Below are 25641 nucleotides of genomic sequence, written 5' to 3' on the forward strand. Positions count from 1 at the left end.
CCCAATGCGTAAAACTGCCCTGATCGCCGTGACTTTCGCTGCTCTGGCCATGACCCTCGGTGGTTGCCAGTCCAGCTTGACCGGCGACACCTATACCCGTGAAGAAGCACGTACCGTGCAGAATGTTCGAATGGGTACCATCCAGGCCCTGCGCCCCGTGAAGATCGAAGGCACCAAGACACCGATCGGCTCGGTTGCCGGCGCTGCAGTCGGCGGCATCGGTGGCAGCGCCATCGGTGGCGGTAAGGGCAGCTATGTCACTGCCATCATTGGCGCCGTGGCCGGCGGCCTGCTCGGTGCGGCTACCGAGGAAGGCCTGACCCGTACCCAGGGCGTGGAAATCACCGTTCGCGAAGACGACGGCAGCACCCGCGCCTATGTCCAGCAGGTCGACGAAGGCGCCGTGTTCCGCGTGGGCGAGCGTGTGCGCATCCTGACCGTCAACGGTACCAGCCGCGTCTCTCACTGACCGGTTACCGGCCGCCCACCTGTAGCGGCCATCGAAACTCAGCGCGCGGCAGTCGCTCCGACTGTCGCGCGCTATCGTTTTGGGGATTGGAATGTCGACCTGGGGCGCTGCCGGCGCGACCAGGGCTGAATTTTCGTAATAATTCAATCCATGACGCGTAATCGATAGATATGGATAATCGTGGCCTTCGTACGCCGGCCCCTGCGGTGCGGGGTCGTTTGTATGGACGCCGTCCGCTGGCGAGAAGGAGCAGGACATGATTCTGGCGCTGATCATCGCGCTGCCTTTCTTCGGGGTATTGCTGCCGCTGATGGCCGAGCGTTTCGGTCGAACGGCCTGTGCTGCCGCGACCGGCCTGGTGCCGCTCGCCGGGTTGGCCCTGCTGTTGAGCCAGCGCGGGGTGCTGGGCGCTGATCCTCGGGTCTATCGCTCGGAGTGGTTGCCGGAGCTGGGCTTGAACCTCAGCCTGCGTCTGGATGGCCTGGGCTTCCTGTTCGCCCTGTTGATCCTCGGTATTGGCCTGCTGGTGGTCCTCTACGCCCGCTATTACCTGTCGGAGAAGGAGCCTGCCGGGCGTTTCTTCGCCTTCCTGCTGCTGTTCATGGGCGCCATGCTTGGCGTGGTGCTCAGCGAAAACCTGCTGTTGATGCTGGTGTTCTGGGAACTGACCAGCCTGTCGTCGTTCCTGCTGATCGGCTTCTGGGGGCATCGCTCGGATGCGCGCAAGGGCGCGCGGATGGCGCTGGCGGTGACCGGTGGCGGTGGCCTCGCGCTGTTGGCCGGCATCCTGCTGATCGGCCACGTGGTCGGCAGCTTCGAGTTGAGCAGCGTGCTCGGCGCGCGCGAGGTGCTGCAGGCCAGCCCGCTGTTCCCGCTGGCGCTGTGCCTGGTGCTGCTGGGGGTGTTCACCAAGTCGGCGCAGTTCCCATTCCATTTCTGGCTGCCCCACGCGATGGCCGCGCCGACGCCGGTCTCCGCCTACCTGCACTCGGCGACCATGGTGAAAGCCGGCGTGTTCCTGTTGGCGCGCCTGTACCCGCTGCTGTCGGGCAATGACCTGTGGTTCTACCTGGTCAGCCTCACCGGCCTGGCGACGTTGCTGATGGGGGCGTTCGTCGCGCTGTTCCAGAACGACCTCAAGGGCCTGCTGGCCTACTCGACCATCAGTCACCTGGGCCTGATCACCCTGTTGTTCGGCCTGGATTCGCCCATGGCCAACGTCGCGGCGATCTTCCACATCATCAACCACGCGACCTTCAAGGCCTCGCTCTTCATGGCCGCCGGGATCATCGACCACGAGACCGGCAGCCGCGACATGCGTCGCATCAACGGCATGTGGAAGTACATGCCGCACACCGCCGTGCTGGCGATGGTGGCGTCGGCTTCGATGGCGGGTGTGCCGCTGCTCAACGGCTTCCTCAGCAAGGAAATGTTCTTCGGCGAGACCCTGGCGCAGAACATGATGGGCAGCTTCAACTGGCTGATCCCGGCGCTGGCGACCTTGGGCGCGCTGTTCTCGGTGAGCTACTCGGTGCGTTTCATCCACGACGTGTTCTTCAACGGCGAGCCGATCAACCTGCCCAACCCGCACCCCCATGAGCCGCCGCGCTACATGAAGGTGCCGGTGGAAATCCTCGTGCTGATCTGCCTGCTGGTGGGGATCATGCCGGGCATCATCGTCGGCCCGCTGCTGGCCGGCGCCGCCGCGTCGAGCCTGAACGGCGCGCTACCCGAATACAGCCTGGCGATCTGGCACGGCTTCAATGTGCCGCTGGCCATGAGCTTCGTCGCCACCGCCGGCGGCGTGCTGCTCTATGTGCTGCGCAAGCCGCTGTTCGACTGGTACGCCGGGCTGCCGGCGATGGACGCCAAGCAGGTGTTCGAGCAACAGGTGCAGCGGGTGGTGCGCTTTGCCGCGCGGGTCACCGGCTACCTGGAGAACGGCTCGCTGCAGCGCTATTCGATGCTGCTGGTGCTGGCCGCCGTGGTCGTGGTTTTTGCCGGCCTCGCGCCGCTGCCGGGTATCGAAGGCAACCGTGCGCAGACGCCGCTGGATGGCATCACCGCCCTGGGCCTGGTCCTGCTGGCCATCGCCGGGCCGCTCACCGTCTGGTTCCACCGCCAGCGCCTGACCGCGCTGGTCATTCTCAGTATCGCCGGCCTGCTGGTGGCGCTGGCCTTCGCCCGTTTCGCCGCGCCGGACCTGGCACTGACCCAACTGTCGGTGGAAGTGGTGACCATGGTCCTGCTGATGCTGGCGCTGTACTACCTGCCGGCACGCACGCCGAAGAGTTCCAGCAGCCTGCGCCGCCTGCGTGATTTCATCATCGCCGTCGGCGCTGGCCTGATGGTCACACTGCTGGCCTATGCCGTGCTCACGCGTCCCTACGACAGCATCGCCGGCTACTACCTGGAGAACAGCGTTTCCGGCGGCGGCGGACACAACGTGGTGAACGTGATCCTCGTGGACTTCCGGGGCTTCGATACCCTCGGCGAGATCACCGTGCTGGCGATCGCCGCGGTTGGCATCTTCGCGCTGCTCGACGGCCTGCGCCTGCTGCGCCGCGAGCAGGATGACGAGGGCCACGCCTGGGCCAAGGACCGCTTCCCACCGATCCTCGCCACGCTCTCGCGCCTGCTTCTGCCGCTGGCGCTGCTGGTTTCGGTGTTCATCTTCCTGCGCGGGCACAACCTGCCGGGCGGCGGCTTCATTGCCGGGTTGATCACTTCGGTCGCGCTCATTCTCCAGTACATCGCCTGTGGCAGCCGCTGGGTGAGCACGCGCCTGCCGCTGGACTACGGACGCCTTGCCGGCCTCGGCGTGCTGATCGCCGGGCTGACCGGGCTGGGCGCATGGTTCTTCGGCTTCCCGTTCCTCACCTCGGCGTTCGGCCACTTCCACATTCCGCTGGTGGGTGAGATTGAGCTGGCCACCGCCATGCTCTTCGACCTGGGCGTGTACTTCACCGTGGTCGGCGCGACGCTGCTGATTCTTTCCGGGCTGGGTTCGGTCACCGCGCCGCCGGAGCCGCTGACTAAGGAGGCGTACTGATGGAAGCGCTGTTCGCCATCGCCCTCGGGTTGCTGACCGCCAGCGGCGTCTATCTGCTGCTGCGCGCGCGCACCTTCCCTGTCGTGTTGGGGCTGACGCTATTGTCCTACGCAGTGAACCTGTTCCTCTTCGCCATGGGCCGCCTTGCCGGTGACCCGGCGGTGATCGGCAAGGTCGCCAACGCCGGCGATCCGATTCCCCAGGCGCTGGTGCTGACCGCCATCGTCATTGGCTTCGCCATGACGGCTTTCGTCATTGTGCTGGCCTTGCGCGGGCTGGCGGATACCGGCGGCGACCATGTGGATGGCGGCGACGGGGAGGAAGGCCGATGAACCACTGGCTGATCCTGCCCGTCCTGCTGCCGCTGTTCGCCGGCTGTGCGCTGCTGCTGGTCGGCGAGCGCCTGCAACGCGGCCTGTCGCTGCTCGCCACGCTGACGCTGCTGCCGCTTGCCGCCGTGCTGCTGCAGCAGGCCGACAGTGGCGTGGTGCAGTTCTACGCGCTGGGCAACTGGCGGCCGCCGTTCGGCATCATTCTGGTGCTGGACCGCCTCAGTGCGCTGATGATTGCCGCCACCGCGCTGCTCGCCAGCCTGTCACTGATCTACGCGCTGCGCGGGGATGACAAGCGCGGCAAGCGCTTCCACCCGCTGTTCCAGTTCCAGTTGCTGGGGTTGAACGGTGCGTTCCTCACCGGTGACCTGTTCAACCTCTTCGTGTTCTTCGAGATCCTGCTGATCGCTTCCTACGCGCTGTTACTGCATGGTGGCGGGGCAGGGCGCGTGCGTGCGGGGGTGCACTATGTGGTGCTCAACCTCGTCGGCTCGGCGTTCTTCCTCATCGCCGTGGGCACGCTCTACGGCATCACCGGCACCCTGAACATGGCGCACATGGCCGAGCGCGTGGCGCAGCTGAGCGCCGAGCAGGCGCCGCTGGTGCGCGCGGCGGCGCTGTTGCTGCTGGTGGTGTTCGGGCTCAAGGCCGCGCTGCTGCCGCTGTATTTCTGGCTGCCCAGGGCCTACGCCGAAGCCACCGCGCCGGTGGCGGCGCTGTTCTCGATCATGACCAAGGTGGGCATCTACTCGATCCTGCGGGTGTACACGCTGATCTTCGGCGAGCAGGCCGGCGAGTTGGCGAATCTCGCGCAGGCGTGGCTGTGGCCGCTGGCCCTGGCCGGCATCGTCGCCGGTGCGCTGGGGGCACTCGCGGCGACCACGCTGCAAGCCATGCTGTCGTATCTGGTCGTGGTATCGGCCGGTACGCTGCTGGCGGCCATTGCCCTGGGCACGCCGGAAGCATTGTCCGCCGCGCTTTATTACTTGCTGCATAGCATCTGGGTGGCCGGTGGCCTGTTCCTGCTGGCCGACCTGATCGCCCGCCAGCGTGGCGACAAAGCCGGCCGGCTGGTACAAGGCCCGGCGTTGCTGCAGCCGCATTTGCTGGGCGGTGCGTTCTTCTTCGGCGCCATCGCGGTTGCCGGGTTGCCGCCACTGTCGGGCTTCCTCGGCAAGTTGATGCTGCTGCGCTCGGTAACCGGCGGCAGCGAGGCCGTCGCGCTGTGGAGCGTGGTCCTGCTCAGTGGGCTGGTGACCATCGTTGCCTTGAGCCGCGCCGGCAGCACGCTGTTCTGGCGCACCGGGAATACCGTGCTGGGCAGCGCCGAGCGCGAGCCGGTGAAGCTGTTGGCGACCTTCGGCCTGCTGGCCAGCGCGCCGCTGATGGTGGTGGCCGCACGGCCCCTGCTCACTTATGCACAGGCCACGGCGGCGCAGTTACTGGACGCCGGGCTCTATCGCCAGGCGATCCTGCTGGGAGGTGGCGCATGAGCCGTCGGCTGCTTCCGCACCCGCTGCTCAGTGGCGTACTGCTGCTGAGCTGGCTACTGCTGGTCAATGATTTCTCCCTTGGCCACTGGCTGCTCGGCGCCTTCCTCGGCCTGACGATCCCACTGCTGTGCCGCAACCTGCTGCTGTCCGCACCGCGCATCCAGCGGCCGGGGCTATTGCTGCGCTTCATCGGCCTGGTGCTCTACGACATCGTGGTGGCGAACCTGCAGGTGGCGAAACTGGTGCTCGGGCCGAAGGCGAATCTACGGCCGGGTTTCGTGGAAATCCCGCTGGAGCTGACCGACGATCTGGCCATCAGCATCCTCGCCAGCGTCATCACCCTGACCCCCGGCACCTGTTCCGCCGACCTTTCCGCCGATCGCCGCACGCTGCTGGTCCACGGCATCGACGTGCCCGATCCGCAGGCGCTGGTGGCGGATATCAAGGCGCGCTACGAGGCGCCGCTGAAGGAGGTGTTCCCGTGCTCGGCATCGTGATCCCGATCTGCCTGGCAGTGCTGGGCATCGCCGTGCTGCTCACCGTGGCGCGGCTGATCCGCGGGCCTTCGGTGGCGGACCGCATCCTCGCGCTGGATACGCTGTCGATCGAGGCCATCGCGCTGATCGTGCTATTCGGCATCTGGAAGGGCAGCGGCCTGTACTTCGAGGCGGCGCTGCTGATCGCGGTGATGGGCTTCGTCAGCACCGTGGCGCTGTGCAAGTTCCTCCTGCGCGGAGACATCATCGAATGAACGTGATCATCGAGGCGCTGGTCTGCTTCCTGCTGCTGGCCGGCAGCCTGTTCGCCCTGCTCGGCGCCATCGGCCTGTACCGCCTGCCGGACTTCTACACGCGCCTGCACGCGCCGACCAAGGCCTCGACCCTGGGTGTGGGCGGCGTGGTGCTGGCCTCGCTGCTGTACTTCAGTACGCGCGGCGAGGGCGTGAGCCTGCACGAGATTCTGATCACTGGATTCCTCTTCATCACCGCACCGGTGAGCGCGCACCTGTTGGCGAAGGCAGCGATGCAGCGGCGCGTGCCGGTGGAGCGGGGGACCAAGGGCAAGCCTTGGGAGTGAGTTTCCGGCTCTTGTAGAAGCGAGCACGTCGGCCCATACAGTTTCCCCTCCGTTCTGTACCTGTCGGCTGCAACCGGGCGCCTCCTATACTCCGGGGACCTTTTGACTGGAGCGTCCCGTGCAGCAATCCCGGCCGTTCGCCCTCGCGTGCCTGGTGCTGGCCATGGCGCTCTGGGGCAGTTCCTTCATCGCGCTGAAATTCGCCTTCCTGGAAATGCCCGCCATGTGGGTGATCTTCGCCCGGATGGCGCTGGGCAGCCTGATCTTCCTCGCCGCCTGGCGCTGGCGCGGGCGAATCGACTACCGACCCGGTGACTGGAGGTGGCTGCTCGCCCTGGCCGCTTGCGAGCCCTGCCTGTACTTCATCTTCGAGTCCCTGGCGCTGCAACAGACCAGTGCCGCGCAGGCCGGGATGATCACCGCGCTGCTGCCCCTGCTGGTGGCGGTTGGCGCCTTCTTCCTGCTGCATGAACGGATCGCCCGCAACACCTGGCTGGGTTTTGCCCTGGCGGTGCTCGGCTCGCTCTGGCTGACGCTGGCCAGCGAGCCGGACAGCCATGCGCCCAACCCGCTGCTGGGCAACCTCTACGAGTTGCTGGCAATGCTTTGCGCCACCGGCTACACCCTGCTGCTCAAGCACCTGTCGGCGCGTTATTCGCCCTTCATCCTGACCGCGATGCAGGCGTTCATCGGCTCGGTGTTCTTCCTGCCGCTGGCGCTGGCAACCTCCGGGCTGCCGGCGGCACCCGGCCCGACTGGCTGGTTCGCGCTGGTCTACCTGGGCAGCGTGGTAACCGTCGGCGCCTATGGCCTGTACAACTTCGGTGTCAGCCGCCTGCCGGCAAGCCAGGCGACCGGCTTCATCAACCTGATCCCGGTGTTCACCCTGATCTTCGCCGCGCTGCTGCTGGGCGAGGTGCTCAGCGGCCAGCAGGCGCTGGCCGCCGGCCTGGTGTTTGCCGGTGTCGCCCTCAGCCAGTGGCGCAGCGCGCCGCCCACGTCGCCCGCCGGTGTGCTGGACTGAACTCACTGAATCGCTTGCCCTGCCAGGAGAACGACACGATGGCCGCCCAGGAACGCAACTGGACCCGCGAGGCGATCCGCATCATCGAAGCGGATTTCCAACGCAGCGCCGATACCCACCTGATTCCCCTGGACATGCCCGGCCTGCCGGGCGTGGACCTGTATTTCAAGGACGAGTCCAGCCACCCCACCGGCAGCCTCAAGCACCGCCTGGCCCGCTCGCTGTTCCTCTACGCGTTGTGCAATGGCTGGCTGCGGCCGGGCGCTCCGGTGATCGAGGCATCCAGTGGTTCGACGGCGATCTCCGAAGCGTATTTCGCCCGGCTGCTCGGCGTGCCGTTCATTGCCGTGGTTCCCGCCAGCACCTCGAAGGAGAAGATCGCGCAGATCGCCTTCTATGGCGGCCAGGCGCACTTGGTGGACGACCCGACGCAGATCTACGCCGAATCCGAGCGACTGGCGAAGGAAACCGGCGGCCACTTCATGGACCAGTTCACCTACGCCGAGCGCGCCACCGACTGGCGGGCGAACAACAACATCGCCGAGTCGATCTTCCAGCAGATGCGCCACGAGCGCTTCCCCGAGCCGGCCTGGCTGGTCTCCAGCCCCGGCACCGGTGGCACCCTGGCGACCCTGGGGCGCTTCGCCCGCTACCGCCGGCATGACACCCGTGTGCTCTGCGCCGACGCCGAACGCTCGGTGTTCTTCGATTCCTACCGCACCGGCGACCGCGGCCTCACCCTGAGCTACGGCTCGCGCATCGAAGGCATCGGCCGCCCGCGCGTGGAAGCGTCGTTCCTGCCCAACGTGCTGGATGCCTGCTGCAAGGTGCCGGATGACCTGTCGCTGGCCGCCATGCACTACCTGGCGCAGCGGCTGGGCCGGCACGTCGGCGCCTCCAGCGGCACCAACCTGATCGGCGCGCTGCTGGTCGCGCGTCAGATGGTGGCTCGGCGCGAGAGTGGTTCGGTGGTGGCGATCCTCTGTGACAGCGGCGAGCGCTACGCGACAACCTATTACAACCCGCTATGGCTGATTTCCCAGGGCTTCGACCTCGATCCGCTGATAGAGGCCGTGCGCCAGTGCGCCGAACACGGCGCGGCGCTGCCCGGCGATCTGCCCTGTATCGGACTGGATTGATTCATCTGGAGCGAAGCATGAAGACCATTGGCCTGATCGGCGGCATGAGCTGGGAATCGACCATTCCCTACTACCGGCAGATCAACGAACGCATCAAGGAGCGCCTGGGCGGCCTGCACTCGGCGAAGGTCGTGCTGTACAGCGTGGACTTCCACGAGATCGAGCGTCTGCAGCATGTCGGCGACTGGGACGCTGCCGGCCGCGTGCTGGCTGACGCGGCTCGCTCGCTGAGGGCGGCGGGGGCGGATTTCCTCGTGCTCTGTACCAACACCATGCACAAGGTGGCGCCGGCCATCGAGGCGGCGGTGGATATCCCGCTGCTGCACATCGCCGACCCGACCGCCGAGGCGATACGCGCGGCGGGCGTGACCACGGTCGGCCTGCTGGGCACGCGCTTCACCATGGAACAGGCGTTCTACAAGGATCGCCTGGTGGACAGGTTCGGGCTGAAGGTGCTGACGCCGAGCGAGGCCGATCGCCAGGTGGTGCACCGGATCATCTACGAGGAACTCTGCCTGGGGCGGATTCGCGACGAATCGAGGGAGGAGTATCGGCGGATCATCGCCGCGCTGGTGGCGCAGGGCGCCGAGGCGGTGATCCTGGGCTGCACGGAGATTTCCCTGCTGGTCGGCCCGGCGGACGCCTCGGTGCCACTGTTCGACACCACCGCGCTTCACGCCCTGCATGCCGCCGACGCTGCGCTTTGACGAGGACAAACAGCATGAGCTTCATCAGCCTGAAGGTACGTGCCGCGTTCATCATGCACGGCTATGACGAGCAGAACCGCGAGGTGATCGAGCAGGTTTCGGACCCGGACTTCGTCGAGAAGCTGGTGCGCGTCGAGCGCATCCAGTCGATCAGCGAGAAGTACGTGCTGGTCACTGCCAGCGATGGCCGGCTGGCCTATTGGGAGTACGCCGAGGAATTCGCCGCACTCAAGGCAAGGTTGGTCGCGGCGGGGCTGCTGGTCTGAGCCCCGCCGGCGGCGATCAATCGCCGCTGGAGCCGCCCGGATAGGCGCAGCCGCGCATGACCTTGTTGTCGAGGCGCAGTTCGGCGGAGAGGTTGCTCAGGGCGCCGCTCATGCTGTCCTGGCAGCGGGCTGGAGCCACCCACAACTCGACCTTCTCGCCATTGGCCTCGCTGGAATAGCTGGTGCTGCCGTCAGGCACGCCCTCGGCGATGTACGGCAGCGCCAGCGATTCCTTGCCCGGCTGCTCGATCAGCATGCCCTGGCTGTTGACCAGCACGCTCCAGCCCGGCTCGTTGCCGTGGGCGCGGACCACCGCGCGCTTGAAGTTCGGGTCGTCGCAGCCCGAGCCCTCATTCTGCAGGCGATAGACCTTGGCCACTTCCAGCTTGCCGTCGGTGCCCTGGGCGCTGCTGCCGCTGAAGCTGCCGCGCAGGTCGGCGTACAGCGAGGTGGCGCCATCGTTGAACATTTCCAGTGCGTCGCGGGGCAGGCCGGTGTTGCCGGTGTCCTCGATGCTGAAGCGGCGTTGCTCGGTGCAGCTGCGGAACACCAGCTGGCCGTCCACACGGCTCAGTTCGCCCTGCAGGCGGGTGGAGGCGTTAAGATCGGTCTTGTTCGGCGTCCACACCTGGCAGGCGGCGAACAGGGGTAGCAGGCTGAACAGAATGAAACGGCTGGATCGCATGGAACGGGCTCCCTCGAAAGTGCGCCCACGTTACCCAGCGAAGCCGGTCACCTCAAGGGCAATGCCCAACGGCGAGGAGAATTTCGGATGATCCGCTGCAAGCGTGCTTACGAACCGGCGACCGAGGGGGACGGCCTGAGGGTGCTGGTGGACCGGCTCTGGCCACGGGGAATTCGCAAGGAAGACCTGTACATGGAGTGTTGGGCCAAGGAGGCCTCGCCGTCCAACGAACTGCGCCAGCGCTTCCACCACGACCCGAGCCTGTTCGAGGAATTCCGCAAGGCCTACCACGGCGAACTGAACGCTCACCCGGAGCACTGGATGGGGCTGCTGGACCTCGCACGCAAGGGCACGCTGACGCTGCTCTATGCAGCCAGGGACGAGGAGCACAACAACGCCCGGGTGCTGGCGGAGTTCCTTGAGGACGAGTTGGCGAAGCAGGGCGAGGGGAGTTCCCCGGTCTGCTATGCCGGGAAGAGAGAATAGAGGCAGTTCGCGAGCTCGCTCCTACAGTTCCCGGCGAAGGTTTTCCTGTAGGAGCGGGCCTGCTCGCGAACCAAGGCCAACGACCGACGCAGAAGCATCAGCCCGCCAGCCTCACCAGATCTTGTATACCTGCCCGGTCTGCTTGCCTTCCACGCTGCGGGCGAAGCCCAGCGCGGCATCCGCGGCAGGCACCGGCTTGAAGCCGCGGAAGAACGGCGCGTAGCCCTCCATCGATTCCACCAGCACATTCGGGCTGACCGCGTTGATCCGCTGGCCGCGCGGCAGCTCCAGGGCGGCGCTGCGCACGAAACCTTCCACCGCGCCGTTGACCAGGCTGGCCGAGCTGCCCAGCACGATGGGCTGTTCGCTGAGGATGCCGGTGGTGAGGGTGAAGGAAGCGCTGTCGTTGGCGTACTGGCTGCCGATCAGCACCAGGTTCACCTGCCCCATCAGCTTGTCCTTGAGGCCGACCGCCATTTCCGCCTCGCCCATTTCCGACAGCGCGCCGAAGTGCACTTTGCCGGCGGCGCTGATCAGCGCATCGAAGCCGCCAACCTGCTCGAACAGCTTGCGGATCGAGGCGCTGTCGGTGATGTCCACACGATAGTCGCCGCTGCTGCGACCGACGCGGATGATCTCGTGGCGCGGGGCCAGTTCGTTGGCGATGGCCTGGCCGAGGGTGCCGCTGGCGCCGATCAGGATGATTTTCATGAAGACTCTCCACTGAGGTGGTTTGGCTGAAAGTGAATTCAGTCTAGAGTGGTCTTCTGTTTTGATAATTAAGCTAATTGACAACCTTTGGTTTTCATATGGAAACAATCGCCAACGACCTGCAGGACCTTTCCGCCTTCGCCGTACTGCTGGAATGCGGCAGCTTCACCCGTGCCGCGGAAAAACTCGGCTGCAGCAAGGGGCAGTTATCCAAGCGGATCGCGACGCTTGAGCTGACGCTGGGCGCGACCCTGGTGCACCGCACGACCAGACGCCTGTCCCTGACTGCCGCCGGTGCTGCGCTGCTGCCCGAGGCTCAAGCGCTCAATGCCCAGGCCGCGCGGGCGCGGCAGGCGGTACTGGCGTTGCAGGAAGAGGCACAGGGCAAGGTGCGGCTGAGCGTGCCAGTGTCGTTGGGAGAGACTTTCTTCGATGCGTGGCTGATGGAGTTTTCCCGCCAGTACCCGGACATTTGCCTGGAGCTGGACCTCTCCAACGAGCGTCGCGACCTGGTGGCGGACGGCTTCGACCTGGCCATCCGCTCCGGCAGTCTGGCGGTGGATGAGCGCCTGGTGGCGCGGCCGCTCTTCGCTTTGCAGGAGTTGACCTGCGCCACGCCGGGCTATCTTGCGGAGCACGGCGTGCCCGAGGCGCCGGCGGACCTGGCGCAGCATTCCTGCCTGCAGAACACTCATTATCAGGACAGCGACGTCTGGCTTTACCAACGCCACCACGAACTGTTCCGCGTCACGGTCAGAGGCTTGCTTGCAAGCAATCACTACACCTTGCTGAAGAAGGCGGCTCTGGCCGGCGCGGGGATCAGCCGGCTGCCGTCCTACATGGTTCAGCAGGAATTGGCGGAGGGCAGCCTGGTCTGGTTATTGCGCGATTACCAGACCCGCACCCAGCCGGTGTTCCTCATTCACGCTTACCAAAGCCGCCTGCCGCGCCGCACACAGCTGCTGGCGGACTATCTGCTGGGCTGGTTCGAACACAGCCGCCGGCAGTTGGTCGCTCTGGAGGGGTGACAGACATTTCATTCAACTTCGTTCAGCTTTGTTCAGTGATGGTTCAGAAAGGGTTCAGGGGGAGTTCAGGCAAGGCCACGTAGGCTTTGCCCTAATCTTTCCGACCCTTCCGAGGTGACCACCATGAACCGTTCCACTCTGCTGTTGACCGCCCTGTTCACCAGCGCCGCTCTGCTGAGCGGCTGCGCTTCCGACCTCTCGGGTTCTTCCTATTCCCGTGCCGATGCCCGTGCGGTGCAGAACGTACGCATGGGCACCATCGAATCCCTGCGACCGGTACAGATCGAAGGTACCAAGACCCCCATCGGTACCCTGGCCGGTGCAGCCGTCGGTGGCATCGCCGGCAGCTCCATTGGCGGCGGCCGCGGCAAGGCCATCACCAGCATTCTCGGTGGCGTGGCGGGTGGCGCGGCGGGCTCGGCGGTGGAAGAGGGCATCACCCGCACTCAGGGCGTCGAGATCGTGGTCCGCGAGGATGACGGCGGCACCCGCGCTTATGTCCAGGCGGTCGATTCCCAGCAGTTCCGCGTTGGTGACCGTGTTCGCATCATGACGGTCAATGGCGCCAGCCGCGTCACCATCTGAACGGAGAACCCCCCATGCGCCGCCTGTTGATCGCCGCTCTCGTCCTGCTTGGCTGTGGTTTCGCCATTGCGGATGAAGACAAGGGCTTCTGGTACCTGCAGACCAGCGTCTACACGACCCACTGGACCACGGATCCGGATCACAACAACCACCAGGAGCTGATCGGCCTGGAGCGTAATCGCGGCGATGGCGTGGTATTCGGCGGCGCGACCTTCAAGAACTCCTTCAGCCAGCGCTCCAACTATGTCTACGCCGGCAAACGCTTCGACTGGGAAGGTACGCCGTTCTACGCCAAGGTCACCGGCGGCGCGTTGCAGGGGTATCGTGGCGAGTACCGCGACAAGATTCCGCTCAACCGCTATGGCGTGGCTCCGGCGATCATTCCTTCCGTTGGCGCGCACCTGGGGCCCGTTGGCGCTGAGCTCGTGGTGTTGGGAGGCTCGGCCGCGATGGTCAACGTTGGCGTGCGCTTCTGAGGATCGATCCCGTCAGAATGAAAAGGGTCGCGATGAGTGTTCATCGCGGCCCTTGTCGTTTCTGATAGACGCAGATGTCAGATGGCGACATCCGTCAGCGCCTTGTCCAGGCAGTCGAGGAACAGTTCCGCATGCTCCTGCTCGAAGGCCAGCAGCGGACGGACCTTCAGGATGTTCTCCATGGGACCGGCCGCGCTGATCAGCACGCCGCGCTCGCGCATGGCATTGACCACCTGGCGTGTCTGGTTGGCGGCCGGAGTTTTCGCGGTGCGATCGGTGACCAGTTCGACGCCGAGGAAAAGCCCTGCGCCGCGCACGTCGCCGATCAGTTCATGGCGCGCGGCGAGCTGGCGTATGCCCTGGAGCATGAAGGCGCCGATGCGCTGCGAACGCTCCTGAAGCTGTTCGTCGCGGATCACGTCGAGTACCGCCTGGGCCGCCGCGCAGGACACCGGGTTGCCGCCGAAGGTGTTGAAGTAGCGCACCTCGCGGCCGAAGCGTTCGAGGATTTCCGGGCGCACCACGACGCCGGCGATGGGCTGGCCGTTGCCCATGGGTTTGCCAAGGGTGACCAGGTCCGGCTGCACGCCGTGGCGCTGGAAGCCCCACATGGCGTCGCCGGTGCGGGCGAAGCCGCTCTGCACTTCGTCGGCGATATAAAGCAGGCCTTCGTCCTGGGCGACTTTCACGGCTTCGGCAAGGAATCCGGCCGGATCGGCCAGCACGCCGTCGCTGGCGAAGATGCCGTCGAGCAGCAGCGCGGCGGGCTTGATGCCATGGGCGCGCAGGTCGGCGATGGCGGCGCGCACATCGTCGGCGAAGAGTTTGCCGACGTTCTCTGCGCCCAGTCGGTAAGCATCGGGCGCGCGCACGGTGCGGGCGTGGGCGGGCAGGGTGATGCCGGCGCCGAGGGACGGCGAGAGCTCGGAAATGGTCCCGGTGACGCCGTGGTAGGCGAAGCGGGTGATGATCACCCCGGTGCCGCCGGTGTACTGGCGAGCGATACGCAGGGCGAGGTCGTTCGCCTCGCTGCCGGTGCAGGTGAACATCACCTGGTCCAGGCCTTCGGGGAAAGTGGCGAGCAGGTCCTCGGCGTAGTCGAGGATGCCTTCCTGCAGGTAGCGGGTATGGGTGTTGAGCACCGCCGCCTGGCCGGCGATGGCTCGCACCACGCGCGGATGGCAGTGGCCGATGGAGGCGACGTTGTTGTAGGCGTCGAGGTAGCGGTTGCCCTGGTTGTCGTAGAGCCACACGCCCTCGCCGCGCACGGTGTGCAGCGGGCGCTCGTAGAACAGGCGGTAGGCCGGCCCGAGCAGGCGCGCGCGGCGCTCGATCAGGCGGCGTTCCGCATCGCTCAGGCGCTCGGCATCGGCGGCACTGAATCCGTTGGGCATGGTCATGGGCGGGGCTCCTCTTGTGTGGCGCAGGCGGCGAAGATCTGCTCCTGCGCCTGTTCCCGGCTCAGGCGGGCCAGGCCTTGCACGGCCTGCCAGGCGTGGCGGGTGTTGCGCAGGATGTAGTCGCGGTTCTCGGGGTGCAGGCTGGCGCGCCAGGCGGTGATGCTCAGGGTCATGATCAGGCGCGTGGCAATCAGGTCGGCGAGGATTTCCTGCTCCTCGGCCAGCAGCGGGCAGCGGCGATGGTAGGCGGCGATCATCTCGCAGGCGGTGGCCAGCGGCGCGTCCGGCTCGCCCACCTGGTAGGCGGCGGCGACGCCGAGGTCGTTGATCAGCGGCGCGTGGACCATGTCGCCGAAATCGAGGATGTTGCGCACCCGGTCCGGATGCTCGGCATCGACGATGACGTTGTGCGGGTTCAGGTCGTTGTGGATGACCTGGGCGCGCAGCGTGGTCTGGCGGGGCAGGGCGTGGCGCTCGAAATTGTCGAGAAAGCGCTCGACCAGGGCGCGCTGTTCTCGATCCTGTATGTAGACCAGCAGGTTGCGCAGGCGCGAGGCGTGCTTGAGGTCCCAGAGCAGTTCGTGGTCGGCGGTGGCCGGGTGTTCGAAACCCTTCAGCGCCAGGCCCAGGCGCGCCAGGTCGTCGCCCAGGTTCTCGCGCAGGGCGCGGCTGCGTTGCGGGACGCGGTGCAGCGGAACTCCGTCGACGAAGGAGAACAGCCGGGCAATCATCGGCTGGCCGTCGACGCGGATGGAAATCTGGTGGTCGCCGTTGAGCGAGGGATAGACGCGCTGCACTGCCAGGGTCGGGTCGAGGGCCTCCACGCGCAGCAGGGCGCGAGTCTGGAAGTCCACGACCTGCGGGTCCTCCAGCGGGTGCGAGAGCTTCAGCAGGCGGTCGTCGCCATGGCCGTGGGCGATGTGGAAGTTCAGGTCGCGTTCGCCGGCGAGGCGGTGCAGCGTGCCGCGCTGGCCGAAGTATTCGTCGGCGATGGCAGCGGCCTGGGCGTCGCTCACCTGGGCGGGGGCCGCTTCCAGCAGGTGATCGTGGACGGGCGCGGTATTGAGGGGCACGGGTACATCTCCAGCAGGGTTCAGCGGTCGTTCGGTATTGCAGCGGCCGGGCGAGGTGGAGCGTCCGCCCGGCGCGGGGCCGGGCGGACGCCATCCACTTACTTGCTAGCCCAGGCGTTGAAGCGGGTTTCCAGTTCCTCGCCGTGGTCGATCCAGAACTCGGTGTCCATGGCGCGCGCGTTCTCCAGGTTCTGCGGCGCGGTGGGGAGTTTCGGCGCGATGGCGGCGTCGATCAGCGGGATGGTGTTCTTGTTGGTCGGGCCGTAGGGAATGTTCTCGGCGAAGACCTTCTGGTGCTCAGGCTTGTTGGCCAGGGCGATGAACTGCTCGGCCAGCTCCTTCTTCGGGCTGCCCTTGACGATGGCCCAGTGGTCCAGGTCGTAGATGCTGCCGTTCCACTGGATGGCGAAGTCGCGGCCTTCCTTCTGCGCGGTGGCGACGCGGCCGTTGTAGGCAGACGTCATCACCACGTCGCCGGCGGCCAGCCATTGCAGCGGCTGCGCACCGGCTTCCCACCATTGGATGTACGGCTTGATCTCGTCGAGCTTCTTGAACGCACGGTCCACGCCTTCCTTGGTGGCCAGTACCTTGTACAGGTCGGCCTGTTTCACGCCGTCGGCTTCCAGGGCGAATTCCAGGGTGAACTTGGCGCCACGGCGCAGGCCGCGCTTGCCGGGGTATTTCTTCACGTCCCAGAAATCGGCCCAGCCGGTGGGTGCGCTGGCGAGTTTCTTGGCATCGTAGGTGAGCACCGTGGACCAGATGAAGATGCCCACGCCGCAGTCGCTCACGGCGGCGTCGAGGAAGTCGGCCTGCTTGCCGAGCTTGCTCCAGTCGAGCTGCTCGAACAGCCCCTCGCTGCAACCGCGCATCAGTTCCGGGGATTCCACCTCGACCACGTCCCAACTGGTCTTGCCGGTGTCGGACATGACCTTGATCTTGGCCATCTCGCCGTTGTACTCGGCGCCCTGCACAGTGACCTTGGCCTGCTGCTCGAAGGGTTTGTAGAAGGCCTTTTCCTGGGCCACCTTGTTGTCGCCACCGAACGACACCACGGTCAGTGTCTCGGCGTGGAGCTGGGCGGCGCCGCCGGCCAACATCATCAGTGCTATGGCTTTCTTGAACATGCGATGACTCCTGAGCGGGCCAATCCGGCCCATGAATAAGAGGGCAGCTTCAAGAGTGGGGCGGCGCGCCGGACCAAGCTGTAAGGCCGGCTGGCGTTGCCCTCGGACATCAGGGAGAGGAACGGGCGGAACAGGTGCGGTCGATCATGGGAAGTTGCTCCGTTTCTTGTTGTTGTTCGGATAGCTCGTTGCAGGACCAAGCTGGACCGATTAAAACATCTTCCAAAACATGATGCATCATGTTTTTATTGGGGCCAGCGCTCCAAGGACGCTGACCACTCGAGCGCACTCATACGAAGGGGATGCCTGCACCATGAACCAGACCAGAACCCTGCTTCTCACTGGCGCCAGCCGCGGCATCGGCCATGCCACGGTGAAGCATTTCAACGCTGCCGGCTGGCGCGTGTTCACCGCCTCGCGCCAGGACTGGAGCGCCGAGTGCCCCTGGGCCGAAGGCCTGATCAACCATATCCACCTGGACCTGGAAGACATCGACAGCGTGCAGGCCAGCCTGCCGATGATCCGCGAGAAGCTCGGCGGCTCGCTGCACGCCCTGGTGAACAACGCCGGCATCTCGCCCAAGGGCCCGGAGGGCGAACGCCTGGGCGTTCTGGGCAGCGACTACGCCACCTGGCTGAAGGTGTTCAACGTCAACCTGTTCTCCACCGCGCTGCTGGCGCGCGGCCTGTTCGACGAACTGAAGGCAGCCAAGGGCTCGGTGATCAATGTCACCTCCATCGCCGGTTCACGTGTGCACCCGTTCGCCGGCGCTGCTTATGCGTGCTCGAAGGCTGCCCTGGCCGCATTGACCCGCGAGATGGCCCATGACTTCGGCCCGCACGGCGTGCGAGTGAACGCCATCGCGCCGGGGGAAATCGACACGGCCATCCTGTCTTCGGGCACCGAGCTGATCGTCGAGCGCGATATTCCGATGCATCGCCTGGGTAAGCCGGAGGAAGTTGCTTCGCTCATCCATTTCCTCTGCACCAGCGGCGCGTCCTACGTGAATGGTGCAGAAATCCACGTCAACGGCGGGCAGCATGTGTGAAACCGGCTGGCATTCGGCGCGATCAGCGACCATCATTCGCGCCCGAATTCCGCACCACGTGATGAGACGGCGATGAACTACCCGATCGAAGGGCTCAATCATTCCTACCTGGGCAGCGGCGTCTACGCGCTGCTGCGCGAGGCACTGATCACCGGCCGCTTCAAGCCGGACGATCGCCTGCGTATCCGTGACCTGGCCCAGCAGCTGGGCACCAGCGTTACCCCGGTGCGTGACGCCATCCTGCAGCTGGCCAAGGAACAGGCGCTGGTGCTGAAGACGCCGCGGGACATCCGCGTGCCGCTGCTCACCCTCGAGCAGTACCTGGAGATCCGCAGCATCCGCGTGGCGCTCGAAGGTCTCGCCGCCGAGACCGCCGCCGCGCGCGCCAGCGATGAGCAGCTGGACGAGCTGGAAGCCAACATCCGCGAGAATCTTGACGCGATCCACGCGGATGACCTGGTGCTGGCGCTCAAGCTCAACCAGGCCTTCCACTTCGCCCTCGCCGACATCGCCGGCATGCCGCTGCTGCGCGCTTTCCTCGACAGCCTGTGGATGCGCACCGGCCCGCTGATCGCCCAGGCCTACGCCGACTTCAACGAGCGCATGGCCATCGAGCACCACTGGGACGTCCTGCGCGCCCTGCGCGAACGCAACGGCGCCGCCGCCCGCGAGGCGATCCACGCCGACCTGCTGGACGGCAGCGAGAAGATGCTGGAGTTCATCGCCCAGAGCGAGGCGCCGGAGCAGGAAGCGGGCTGACTGGCTTTATTGCAGGAGCTCGCTGCTACACCAAGAGCCGTAGGGCGAATAACCTGGAACAGGTTATCCGCTGGCTTCAATACGGCGGATAACGCTGGCGCGTTATGCGCCCTACCAAAGCAAAGTGGTCAGACCGCGCCATCCTTGCGCATCGCCGCGATGGCGGCTGCGTCGTAGCCCAGTCCGGAAAGCACTTCGTCGGTATGCTCGCCCAGTTTCGGGCCGATCCACTCGGCGCTGCCGGGGGTATCGGAGAGCTTGGGCACGATGCCGGGCATGCGGAAGGATTTGCCGTCCGGCAGCTTGGCGGAGAGGAACATCTCCCGCGCCAGGAATTGCGGGTCGCTGAACATGTCCTCGGCGGAGAAGATGCGGCTGGCCGGCACCTCCGCTTCGTTCAGCACCTTGAGCACGGTCTCCAGCGATGCGGAGCGCGCCCAGCGATCGATGATGCCGTAGAGCTCATCGCGACGGGCATCGCGGCCGTCGTTGCCGGCAAGCGTGGGGTCTTCGGCGAGGTCGGGGCGGCCGATGGCCGTCATGAAGCGGCGGAAGATGGCGTCGCCGTTGGCGGCGATCTGCACGTGCTTGCCGTCGGCCGTGGTGTGCACGGAGGAGGGCGTGATGCCAGGCATGATGTTGCCGGTGCGCTCGCGGATGAAACCGAACACGTCGAACTCCGGAACCATGGATTCCATCATGGCGAATACCGCTTCGTAGAGGGCCACGTCCACCACCTGGCCGGCGCCGCCGTTCACTTCGCGGTGGCGCAGCGCCATGAGCGCGCCGATCACGCCCCACAGCGCGGCGATGGAGTCGCCGATGGAAATGCCGGTGCGCACCGGCGGGCGGTCCTCGAAGCCGGTGATATAGCGCAGCCCGCCCATGGACTCGCCCACCGCGCCGAAGCCCGGCTGGTCCTTGTAGGGGCCGCTCTGGCCGAAGCCGGACAGGCGCACCATCACCAGCTTGGGGTTCAGCGCATGGATCACTTCCCAGCCCAGGCCGAGCTTCTCCAGCACGCCGGGACGGAAGTTCTCGATCAGGATGTCGGCCTCGGCCAGCAGCTTCTTCAGCACCTCGCGGCCGGCTTCATGCTTGAGGTTCAGCGTCAGCGAACGCTTGTTGCGCGCCTGCACGAACCACCACAGCGACGTGCCTTCGTAAAGCTTGCGCCATTTGCGCAGCGGGTCGCCGCCGTCCGGTGATTCGACCTTGATGACCTCGGCGCCGAACTCCGCGCAAAGGCGCGAGGCGAAGGGGCCGGCGATCAGGGTGCCCAGTTCGATGACCTTGAGGCCGGCGAGGGGTTTGGCGGTGCTGTTCATCGGTCTGTCCGATCAGAGAGGAATCGCCGGACTCTAACGCGTGCACGGCGCTTCGAACAGGCCGCCGGGCAGGCGTCTGGAAACGTCGCTTTGCGGCGGCCTTGAGCGCGCGTAGAGTAGCCACATTCAGATGCTTCTTACTTCAGCTCGCTCGGTTTCGCGCAGGTATGCCGTGATGCGTTCGTCTTCCTTCCAACAGCCCGATGGTCTGACGGCATTCTCCGGGGAATGCGAGCTGACGGGTGGCGAGGGGGCTGCATGACGTTGAACCTGCCGACGCTGGTTGTCGTCGACCTCTACGTACTGACTCTTGTCGGTGTGCTGATGGCATTCGCCTGGCACAGCGGTCGTCGCGATCACTCGCTGGGCTACATGAGCGTCGCGTTGCTGCTGGGTGCCATTGGCACCTTCCTGGCCACGTTGCGAGGCATGGGCATCGACTGGTTGCCGATCCTGCTCGGTAATGTGGTCCTGCACCTCTGTTCGGCAATGACCTGGACTTCCATGCGCGTCTTCACCGGACGCAAACCGCACTGGCCGTTGATCGGCGCAGGCGCGACATTCTGGGCGCTGCTGTGCCTGCTCCCGCCCTTCTACGAGTCCCTGGCTGCGCGCATCGCGGTCAGTACGGGGATCACCATCCTGTACTGCCTCGCGGCGATCAGCGAGCTGTGGCGCGACCGGCGCAAGCTCGAAGTCGAACTCAAGCCGACACTGGCGTTGTTGCTCTTGCATACCCTGGTCTATTCGGTACGTCTGGTGGTCGACCGCGGCATGCCGTTCGAGAGCGTGGCCAACAACGGCCAGGGTTCTGCTTTCTTCACCTTCCTGGTCTTCGAGACCATGCTGTTCGCCATCGGTATCGCCTTCGCCACCCTGGCGATGGTCAAGGAACGTGCCGAGCTGCAGTTCCGCAGTGCTGCCCTGAGCGACCCGCTGACCGGCGTGGGCAATCGCCGCGCCTTCATGGAGACCGGCGAGCGCCTGCTTCGCCTGTGCGCCGAGCGGGGCGAACAGGCCTCGCTGCTGCTCTGCGACCTGGACAACTTCAAGCGCCTCAACGACTCCTTCGGCCATCCCGCCGGCGACCGCGTGCTGGTGGAATTCAGTCGCATCACCGCGTCGCGGATGCGTAAACACGACCAGTTCGCCCGCATCGGCGGGGAAGAGTTCGCCTGCCTGCTGGTGGGCGCCGATACCGAGGGCGCGTGCCAGGTGGCGGAGCGGGTGCGCCGGGAGTTCGCCGAGTTGCCGTTCATGGCCGAGGGCCAGCTCAGCGTAAGCATCGGCATTGCTACCAGCCGCGAGGCCGGCCACGACCTGCTGCGCCTGCTGTCCCTGGCTGACCAGGCGCTCTACGCCGCCAAGGCAAAGGGCCGCAACCGCATCGAACTGGCCGCGCCGGAGCCTGGAGCCGACCGACGTCCGCGCACTTGACCCACGGTGCCGGCGCTTTCGCGGTAGACTTGCCGCCTTCGAAAATTCGCCGGGAACGCCCATGGCCCTGTCCGCCACGCCCTACAAAGCCGATATCAGCCTGACCGACCTCGACCGTGGGGTCTACGAGACCCTGCGCTTCACCGTCGCCCGCCACCCCTCGGAAACCGAGGAGCGCCTGGCGGTGCGCCTGCTGGCCTACGTCATCTGGTACAACGAGCAACTGGCTTTCGGCCGTGGGCTGTCGGACGTGGAAGAGCCCTCGCTGTGGGAAAAGAGCCTGGACGACCGCGTGCTGCACTGGATCGAAGTCGGCCAGCCGGATGCCGATCGCCTGACCTGGTGCTCGCGCCGCTGCGAGAAGCTGACCCTGGTCGCCTACGGCAACCTGCGCGTGTGGACCACCAAGGTGCTCGACAGCGTCCGCCACCTGAAGAACCTCAATGTCGTCGCGCTGCCGCAGGAAGCGCTGGAAGAAATCTCCCGCGACCTTCCGCGCTCGATCAACTGGACCGTGATGATCAGCGAAGGGACTATCTTCGTCACCGACGAGCGCGGCCAGCACGAGCTGCAGGTGGAATGGCTGATGGGCGAGCGCTGATTTGCGCTAGCTGCGCGTCGGCCCGGCTGCGTTGTGAACAGGCGTGGGCCTGCTCATTTGCTGCAGCAAACTCCGCGGCCCACGCCTGTTCACGCCTTGCCGTGCTCTAGCTCGCAAGGCGCAAGACCAAGCACAAAGGAATAGTTGGACTTCATGCGCATCGAATCCCGCCCCCTCCCGCCAACCCTGCCCGACCTGGGCGACCTGCCGCCGCTGCTGACCCGTCTCTACGCCGCCCGCGGCGTGCAGAGCGCGGCCGAGCTGGACAAGGGCCTGGCACGGTTGATCCCGTACCAGCAGCTCAAGGGCGTGGACGCGGCGGTGGAGCTGCTGGTCGACGCGCTGGAAAAGGGTCAGCGGATTCTCTACGTCGGCGACTTCGATGCCGATGGCGCCACCGCCAGCAGCGTTGGCGTGCTGGCGCTGCGCATGCTCGGTGCGGCCTGGGTCGATTACCTGGTGCCCAACCGCTTCGAGTACGGCTACGGCCTGACGCCGGAAATCGTCGCCGTGGCGCTGGAGAAGCGCCCGGAGCTGCTGGTGACCGTCGACAACGGCATCTCCAGCATCGACGGCGTCGCCGCCGCTAAGGCCGCCGGCCTGCGCGTGCTGGTCACCGACCACCACCTGCCGGGGCCGGAACTGCCCGCCGCCGACGCCATCGTCAACCCGAACCAGCCCGGCTGCGATTTCCCCAGCAAGGCCATGGCCGGTGTCGGCGTGATCTTCTACGTGATGCTCGCCCTGCGCGCCCGCCTGCGTGAACGAGGCTGGTTCGCTGCGCGCGGCATCGCCGAGCCGAACCTGGCTGAATTGCTCGACCTGGTGTCCCTGGGCAGCGTCGCCGACGTGGTGCCGCTGGACGCCAACAACCGCATCCTGGTCCATCAGGGTCTCGCGCGTATCCGTGCCGGCCGCGCCCGCCCGGGCCTGCGTGCGCTGCTGGAAGTGGCCGGGCGCGATTGCCGGCGCATCACCTCCACGGACCTCGGCTTCATCCTCGGCCCGCGGCTGAACGCTGCCGGGCGCCTGGACGACATGTCCCTGGGCATCGAACTGCTGCTCTGCGAAGACGAAAGCGTCGCCCGCGACATGGCGGTGCAGCTCGACCAGCTCAACCAGGATCGCAAGGCCATCGAGCAGGGCATGCAGCGCGAGGCGCTGGCCCAGCTCAAGGAACTGCCGGTGGAGGAGATGCCCTTCGGCCTGTGCCTGTTCGACCCGGAATGGCACCAGGGCGTGATCGGCATCCTTGCCTCGCGCCTGAAGGAGCGTTACCACCGGCCAACCATTGCCTTCGCCGATGCCGGCGACGGCACGCTCAAGGGCTCGGCGCGTTCGGTGCCGGGCTTCCATATCCGCGATGCGCTGGACGCCGTGGCGGCGCGCCACCCAGGGCTGATCAGCAAGTTCGGTGGTCACGCCATGGCCGCCGGCCTGTCGCTGCCGCAGGAAAATTTCGGCGCCTTCGCCGCTGCCTTCGACGCCGAAGTGCGCCGTCAGCTGGATGAAGAAGACCTCACCGGGCGCCTGCTCTCCGACGGCCAGCTGGGCGCCGAGGAGTTCCACCTGGAGCTGGCCCGCGCGCTGCGCCAGGCCGGCCCCTGGGGCCAGCATTTCCCGGAGCCACTGTTCCACGGCATCTTCCAGGTCGTCCAGCAGCGCGTGGTTGGCGAGCGGCACCTGAAGCTTGTGCTCAAGACCGAGTGCGGCTCGCTGCAACTGGACGCCATCGCCTTCAACATCGACCGCGAAATCTGGCCCAACCCCACCGTGCGCTGGGCGGAAGTGGCCTACAAGCTCGACGTCAACGAGTTCCGTGGCAACGAGACGGTGCAGCTGATGGTGGCGCATATTGCGCCGCGCTGATCATGAGTACGGATTTTCGTCGACTGTAGGGCGAATAACCTGGAACAGGTTATCCGCAGCCCACATCGTGGGGGATAACGCTGGCGCGTTATGCGCCCTGTCAAAGCTGCACACCTATTGCCCGTGGTTCGGCTTCGGTGACGGCGCGTAGGCGGCAGGCGTAGCCGCGGGTAAACTGGCGGCTAGCCCGCCTTCCGCCGATTCAGGAGCTGCCGTGTCCCAAGATCATTCCTCCCTGGCCGCGTTCGCGCTGGAAACTCCGGCGCCCCTGTATGCGCGGGTGAAGGAAATCATCCTGCAGCAGATCCGCAACGGCGTCTGGAAACCCAACTCCAAGCTGCCGTCGGAAAGCGAACTGTTCGCCCTGCTCGGTGTGAGCCGGATGACCATCAATCGCGCATTGCGCGAGCTGACCATCGAGGGCGTGCTGGTGCGCCTGCAGGGCGTGGGGACCTTCGTTGCCGAACAGAAGGGCCACGCGGCGCTCTTCGAGATCCATAACATCGCCGAGGAGATCGCCGCGCGCGGGCATCAGCACCGCTGTGAAGTGGTGCTTCTGGAACCGCTGCCCGAGGGCGCGACCCTGGCGCTGCCGTTCGAGCTGGAAAACGTCCAGCGCATCTTTCACTCCGTTGTCGTGCACTACGAGAACGAAGTGCCGGTGCAACTGGAAGAGCGCTTCGTCAATGCCGAGGTAGCGCCGGAGTACCTGCAGCAGGACTTCACCCGTATCACCCCCTATGCCTACCTGATCCAGCTGGCGCCGCTGACCGAGGGTGAACATGTGGTCGAGGCGATCAACGCCGAAGCGGCCGACTGCAAGCTGCTGCGCATCAAGCGTGGCGACGCCTGCCTGCTGATTCGCCGCCGCACCTGGTCGGCGAAGGGGCAGGTGGGTGCTGCGCGACTGGTCTATCCGGGGTCGCGCTATCGCCTCGAAGGTCGTTTCGGGCAGTAGTCAGCTGTCATCCCGAGGGGGCGGAAAATCCGCCCCGCTGTCTCCTGTGGTGCACCGTTTTGTTACCTCTGTGCACCGCGCTGTTACTTTTTCTCCTTCCTTTCTCGCCGCCTTCTCTCGCTGCTGGCCGTGGTGAGGGGCGCCGCCTGCCTGTGCATAAGATTTCTATCCATTTGAAATAAAACGACATTGTCGTCACGTGACTGTGCTCCCTGGGTACCGCCGGCCTATTTTGGCCCTCGCTTTGCATTAGCTTGTATATACAGGTTGATATAAGGTTTTACACATATAAGGTGACACTAGATGAGTAAGGCAATGCCCGTTGCCCTCTATTCACCCGTTTCCGCCGCGCCGGACCGCCTTCCAGCGTGGCGCCACCCCTGCATCGAGGAAGTCCAGATGAGCTCCACCGGCCGTTACCGTGATACCGAAATCCGTGCCCCGCGCGGCACCCAACTGAACGCCAAAAGCTGGCTGACCGAAGCGCCGCTGCGCATGCTGATGAACAATC

The 25641-nt window shown here is 65.8% G+C and carries 28 protein-coding genes; 22 read left to right on the forward strand and 6 right to left on the reverse strand.

Features of this window, described 5'->3' with window-relative positions; all coding sequences use genetic code 11:
• Window positions 1-4 precede the first annotated feature (4 nt).
• The 11 genes from PNI01S_RS26480 to PNI01S_RS26530 all read left to right on the forward strand — a co-directional run bounded on the left by PNI01S_RS26480 (window position 5) and on the right by PNI01S_RS26530 (window position 9559).
• Window positions 5-469, forward strand: coding sequence for an outer membrane lipoprotein (locus tag PNI01S_RS26480; RefSeq protein WP_024765217.1), 465 nt, complete (start codon window positions 5-7; stop codon window positions 467-469).
• 256 nt (window positions 470-725) lie between these two features.
• Window positions 726-3521, forward strand: a complete 2796-nt coding sequence (locus PNI01S_RS26485) for a monovalent cation/H+ antiporter subunit A (protein WP_024765216.1) — start codon at window positions 726-728, stop codon at window positions 3519-3521.
• The gene (locus PNI01S_RS26490) at window positions 3521-3853 is read left to right on the forward strand and encodes a Na+/H+ antiporter subunit C (RefSeq protein WP_024765215.1); all 333 of its coding nucleotides are present in this window, start codon (window positions 3521-3523) and stop codon (window positions 3851-3853) included. The genes PNI01S_RS26485 and PNI01S_RS26490 overlap by 1 nt, the downstream gene beginning before the upstream one ends.
• Window positions 3850-5346 (forward strand): monovalent cation/H+ antiporter subunit D, encoded by a 1497-nt coding sequence (locus PNI01S_RS26495; protein WP_065327966.1) that lies wholly within the window; start codon window positions 3850-3852, stop codon window positions 5344-5346. Before PNI01S_RS26490 ends, PNI01S_RS26495 begins: the two co-directional genes overlap by 4 nt.
• Window positions 5343-5843 (forward strand): Na+/H+ antiporter subunit E, encoded by a 501-nt coding sequence (locus PNI01S_RS26500; protein ID WP_084359735.1) that lies wholly within the window; start codon window positions 5343-5345, stop codon window positions 5841-5843. The genes PNI01S_RS26495 and PNI01S_RS26500 overlap by 4 nt, the downstream gene beginning before the upstream one ends.
• Window positions 5828-6097 (forward strand): K+/H+ antiporter subunit F, encoded by a 270-nt coding sequence (locus PNI01S_RS26505; protein WP_037011922.1) that lies wholly within the window; start codon window positions 5828-5830, stop codon window positions 6095-6097. Before PNI01S_RS26500 ends, PNI01S_RS26505 begins: the two co-directional genes overlap by 16 nt.
• The gene (locus PNI01S_RS26510) at window positions 6094-6423 is read left to right on the forward strand and encodes a Na+/H+ antiporter subunit G (protein ID WP_024765211.1); all 330 of its coding nucleotides are present in this window, start codon (window positions 6094-6096) and stop codon (window positions 6421-6423) included. The genes PNI01S_RS26505 and PNI01S_RS26510 overlap by 4 nt, the downstream gene beginning before the upstream one ends.
• A 118-nt stretch (window positions 6424-6541) precedes the next feature.
• Entirely contained in the window at window positions 6542-7447 is a 906-nt protein-coding gene (locus tag PNI01S_RS26515; RefSeq protein ID WP_084359736.1) for a DMT family transporter, read from the forward strand.
• A 38-nt stretch (window positions 7448-7485) separates the two neighbouring features.
• Window positions 7486-8586, forward strand: a complete 1101-nt coding sequence (locus PNI01S_RS26520; protein WP_065327965.1) for a PLP-dependent cysteine synthase family protein — start codon at window positions 7486-7488, stop codon at window positions 8584-8586.
• Between the two features lie 17 nt (window positions 8587-8603).
• Window positions 8604-9293: an aspartate/glutamate racemase family protein gene (locus PNI01S_RS26525; protein ID WP_024765209.1), complete on the forward strand. Its 690-nt coding sequence runs from the start codon at window positions 8604-8606 to the stop codon at window positions 9291-9293.
• A gap of 14 nt (window positions 9294-9307) precedes the next feature.
• Complete coding sequence (locus PNI01S_RS26530; protein WP_024765208.1) at window positions 9308-9559, forward strand: hypothetical protein; 252 nt, start codon at window positions 9308-9310, stop codon at window positions 9557-9559.
• 16 nt (window positions 9560-9575) lie between these two features.
• Here the strand turns inward: PNI01S_RS26530 and PNI01S_RS26535 are convergent, their stop codons facing one another.
• Window positions 9576-10244, reverse strand: a complete 669-nt coding sequence (locus tag PNI01S_RS26535) for a COG3650 family protein (RefSeq protein ID WP_024765207.1) — start codon at window positions 10242-10244, stop codon at window positions 9576-9578.
• Window positions 10245-10331: 87 nt separating this feature from the next.
• Between PNI01S_RS26535 and PNI01S_RS26540 the strand changes: the two genes are divergently transcribed.
• Entirely contained in the window at window positions 10332-10730 is a 399-nt protein-coding gene (locus PNI01S_RS26540; protein WP_024765206.1) for a DUF488 domain-containing protein, read from the forward strand.
• A 111-nt stretch (window positions 10731-10841) separates the two neighbouring features.
• Here the strand turns inward: PNI01S_RS26540 and PNI01S_RS26545 are convergent, their stop codons facing one another.
• Complete coding sequence (locus tag PNI01S_RS26545; RefSeq protein ID WP_037011915.1) at window positions 10842-11441, reverse strand: short chain dehydrogenase; 600 nt, start codon at window positions 11439-11441, stop codon at window positions 10842-10844.
• Between the two features lie 98 nt (window positions 11442-11539).
• On the opposite strand from PNI01S_RS26545, the gene PNI01S_RS26550 reads away from it, so the two are divergent.
• The 3 genes from PNI01S_RS26550 (at window position 11540) to PNI01S_RS26560 (ending at window position 13530) form a co-directional block, all read left to right on the forward strand.
• A complete protein-coding gene (locus PNI01S_RS26550; RefSeq protein ID WP_037011930.1) occupies window positions 11540-12469 on the forward strand; it encodes a LysR family transcriptional regulator in 930 nt (309 codons plus the stop codon).
• Window positions 12470-12592: 123 nt separating this feature from the next.
• A complete protein-coding gene (locus PNI01S_RS26555; RefSeq protein ID WP_024765204.1) occupies window positions 12593-13054 on the forward strand; it encodes an outer membrane lipoprotein in 462 nt (153 codons plus the stop codon).
• A gap of 14 nt (window positions 13055-13068) precedes the next feature.
• Window positions 13069-13530 carry a hypothetical protein gene (locus tag PNI01S_RS26560; protein WP_024765203.1) on the forward strand — a complete coding sequence of 154 codons (462 nt, stop codon included), beginning with the start codon at window positions 13069-13071 and terminating at the stop codon, window positions 13528-13530.
• 77 nt (window positions 13531-13607) lie between these two features.
• On the opposite strand, the gene PNI01S_RS26565 is transcribed toward PNI01S_RS26560, so the two are convergent.
• The 3 genes from PNI01S_RS26565 to PNI01S_RS26575 all read right to left on the reverse strand — a co-directional run bounded on the left by PNI01S_RS26565 (window position 13608) and on the right by PNI01S_RS26575 (window position 17130).
• Window positions 13608-14930 carry an aspartate aminotransferase family protein gene (locus tag PNI01S_RS26565; RefSeq protein ID WP_084359737.1) on the reverse strand — a complete coding sequence of 441 codons (1323 nt, stop codon included), beginning with the start codon at window positions 14928-14930 and terminating at the stop codon, window positions 13608-13610.
• On the reverse strand, window positions 14927-16003 hold the full coding sequence (locus tag PNI01S_RS26570; protein ID WP_084359738.1) for a phosphotransferase: 1077 nt from the start codon (window positions 16001-16003) through the stop codon (window positions 14927-14929). Before PNI01S_RS26570 ends, PNI01S_RS26565 begins: the two co-directional genes overlap by 4 nt.
• 98 nt (window positions 16004-16101) lie before the next feature.
• Window positions 16102-17130 (reverse strand): ABC transporter substrate-binding protein, encoded by a 1029-nt coding sequence (locus PNI01S_RS26575; protein ID WP_084359739.1) that lies wholly within the window; start codon window positions 17128-17130, stop codon window positions 16102-16104.
• Window positions 17131-17443: 313 nt separating this feature from the next.
• Here PNI01S_RS26575 and PNI01S_RS26580 point away from each other — a divergent pair, with 313 nt between their 5' ends.
• Together PNI01S_RS26580 and PNI01S_RS26585 are read left to right on the forward strand one after the other, a co-directional pair.
• Window positions 17444-18178 carry an SDR family NAD(P)-dependent oxidoreductase gene (locus tag PNI01S_RS26580; protein WP_024765199.1) on the forward strand — a complete coding sequence of 245 codons (735 nt, stop codon included), beginning with the start codon at window positions 17444-17446 and terminating at the stop codon, window positions 18176-18178.
• Window positions 18179-18250: 72 nt separating this feature from the next.
• A complete protein-coding gene (locus PNI01S_RS26585) occupies window positions 18251-18937 on the forward strand; it encodes a GntR family transcriptional regulator (protein ID WP_024765198.1) in 687 nt (228 codons plus the stop codon).
• Between the two features lie 128 nt (window positions 18938-19065).
• Here PNI01S_RS26585 and PNI01S_RS26590 read toward each other — a convergent pair whose 3' ends face one another.
• Window positions 19066-20265 (reverse strand): CaiB/BaiF CoA transferase family protein, encoded by a 1200-nt coding sequence (locus PNI01S_RS26590; protein WP_084359740.1) that lies wholly within the window; start codon window positions 20263-20265, stop codon window positions 19066-19068.
• 258 nt (window positions 20266-20523) lie between these two features.
• Here PNI01S_RS26590 and PNI01S_RS26595 point away from each other — a divergent pair, with 258 nt between their 5' ends.
• From PNI01S_RS26595 to PNI01S_RS28410, 5 genes are all read left to right on the forward strand, one after another.
• The gene (locus PNI01S_RS26595; RefSeq protein WP_065327959.1) at window positions 20524-21702 is read left to right on the forward strand and encodes a GGDEF domain-containing protein; all 1179 of its coding nucleotides are present in this window, start codon (window positions 20524-20526) and stop codon (window positions 21700-21702) included.
• A 61-nt stretch (window positions 21703-21763) separates the two neighbouring features.
• Window positions 21764-22303 carry a YaeQ family protein gene (locus tag PNI01S_RS26600; protein WP_084359741.1) on the forward strand — a complete coding sequence of 180 codons (540 nt, stop codon included), beginning with the start codon at window positions 21764-21766 and terminating at the stop codon, window positions 22301-22303.
• Window positions 22304-22456: 153 nt separating this feature from the next.
• The gene (gene recJ, locus PNI01S_RS26605; RefSeq protein WP_024765194.1) at window positions 22457-24172 is read left to right on the forward strand and encodes a single-stranded-DNA-specific exonuclease RecJ; all 1716 of its coding nucleotides are present in this window, start codon (window positions 22457-22459) and stop codon (window positions 24170-24172) included.
• A 214-nt stretch (window positions 24173-24386) separates the two neighbouring features.
• Window positions 24387-25130, forward strand: coding sequence for a histidine utilization transcriptional repressor HutC (gene hutC, locus PNI01S_RS26610; RefSeq protein ID WP_065327956.1), 744 nt, complete (start codon window positions 24387-24389; stop codon window positions 25128-25130).
• 303 nt (window positions 25131-25433) lie between these two features.
• A partial coding sequence (locus PNI01S_RS28410) for a hypothetical protein (RefSeq protein ID WP_143514274.1) occupies window positions 25434-25641 on the forward strand: 208 nt, incomplete at its 3' end.

Source organism: Pseudomonas nitroreducens NBRC 12694 (assembly GCF_002091755.1).
Classification (GTDB): domain Bacteria; phylum Pseudomonadota; class Gammaproteobacteria; order Pseudomonadales; family Pseudomonadaceae; genus Pseudomonas; species Pseudomonas nitroreducens.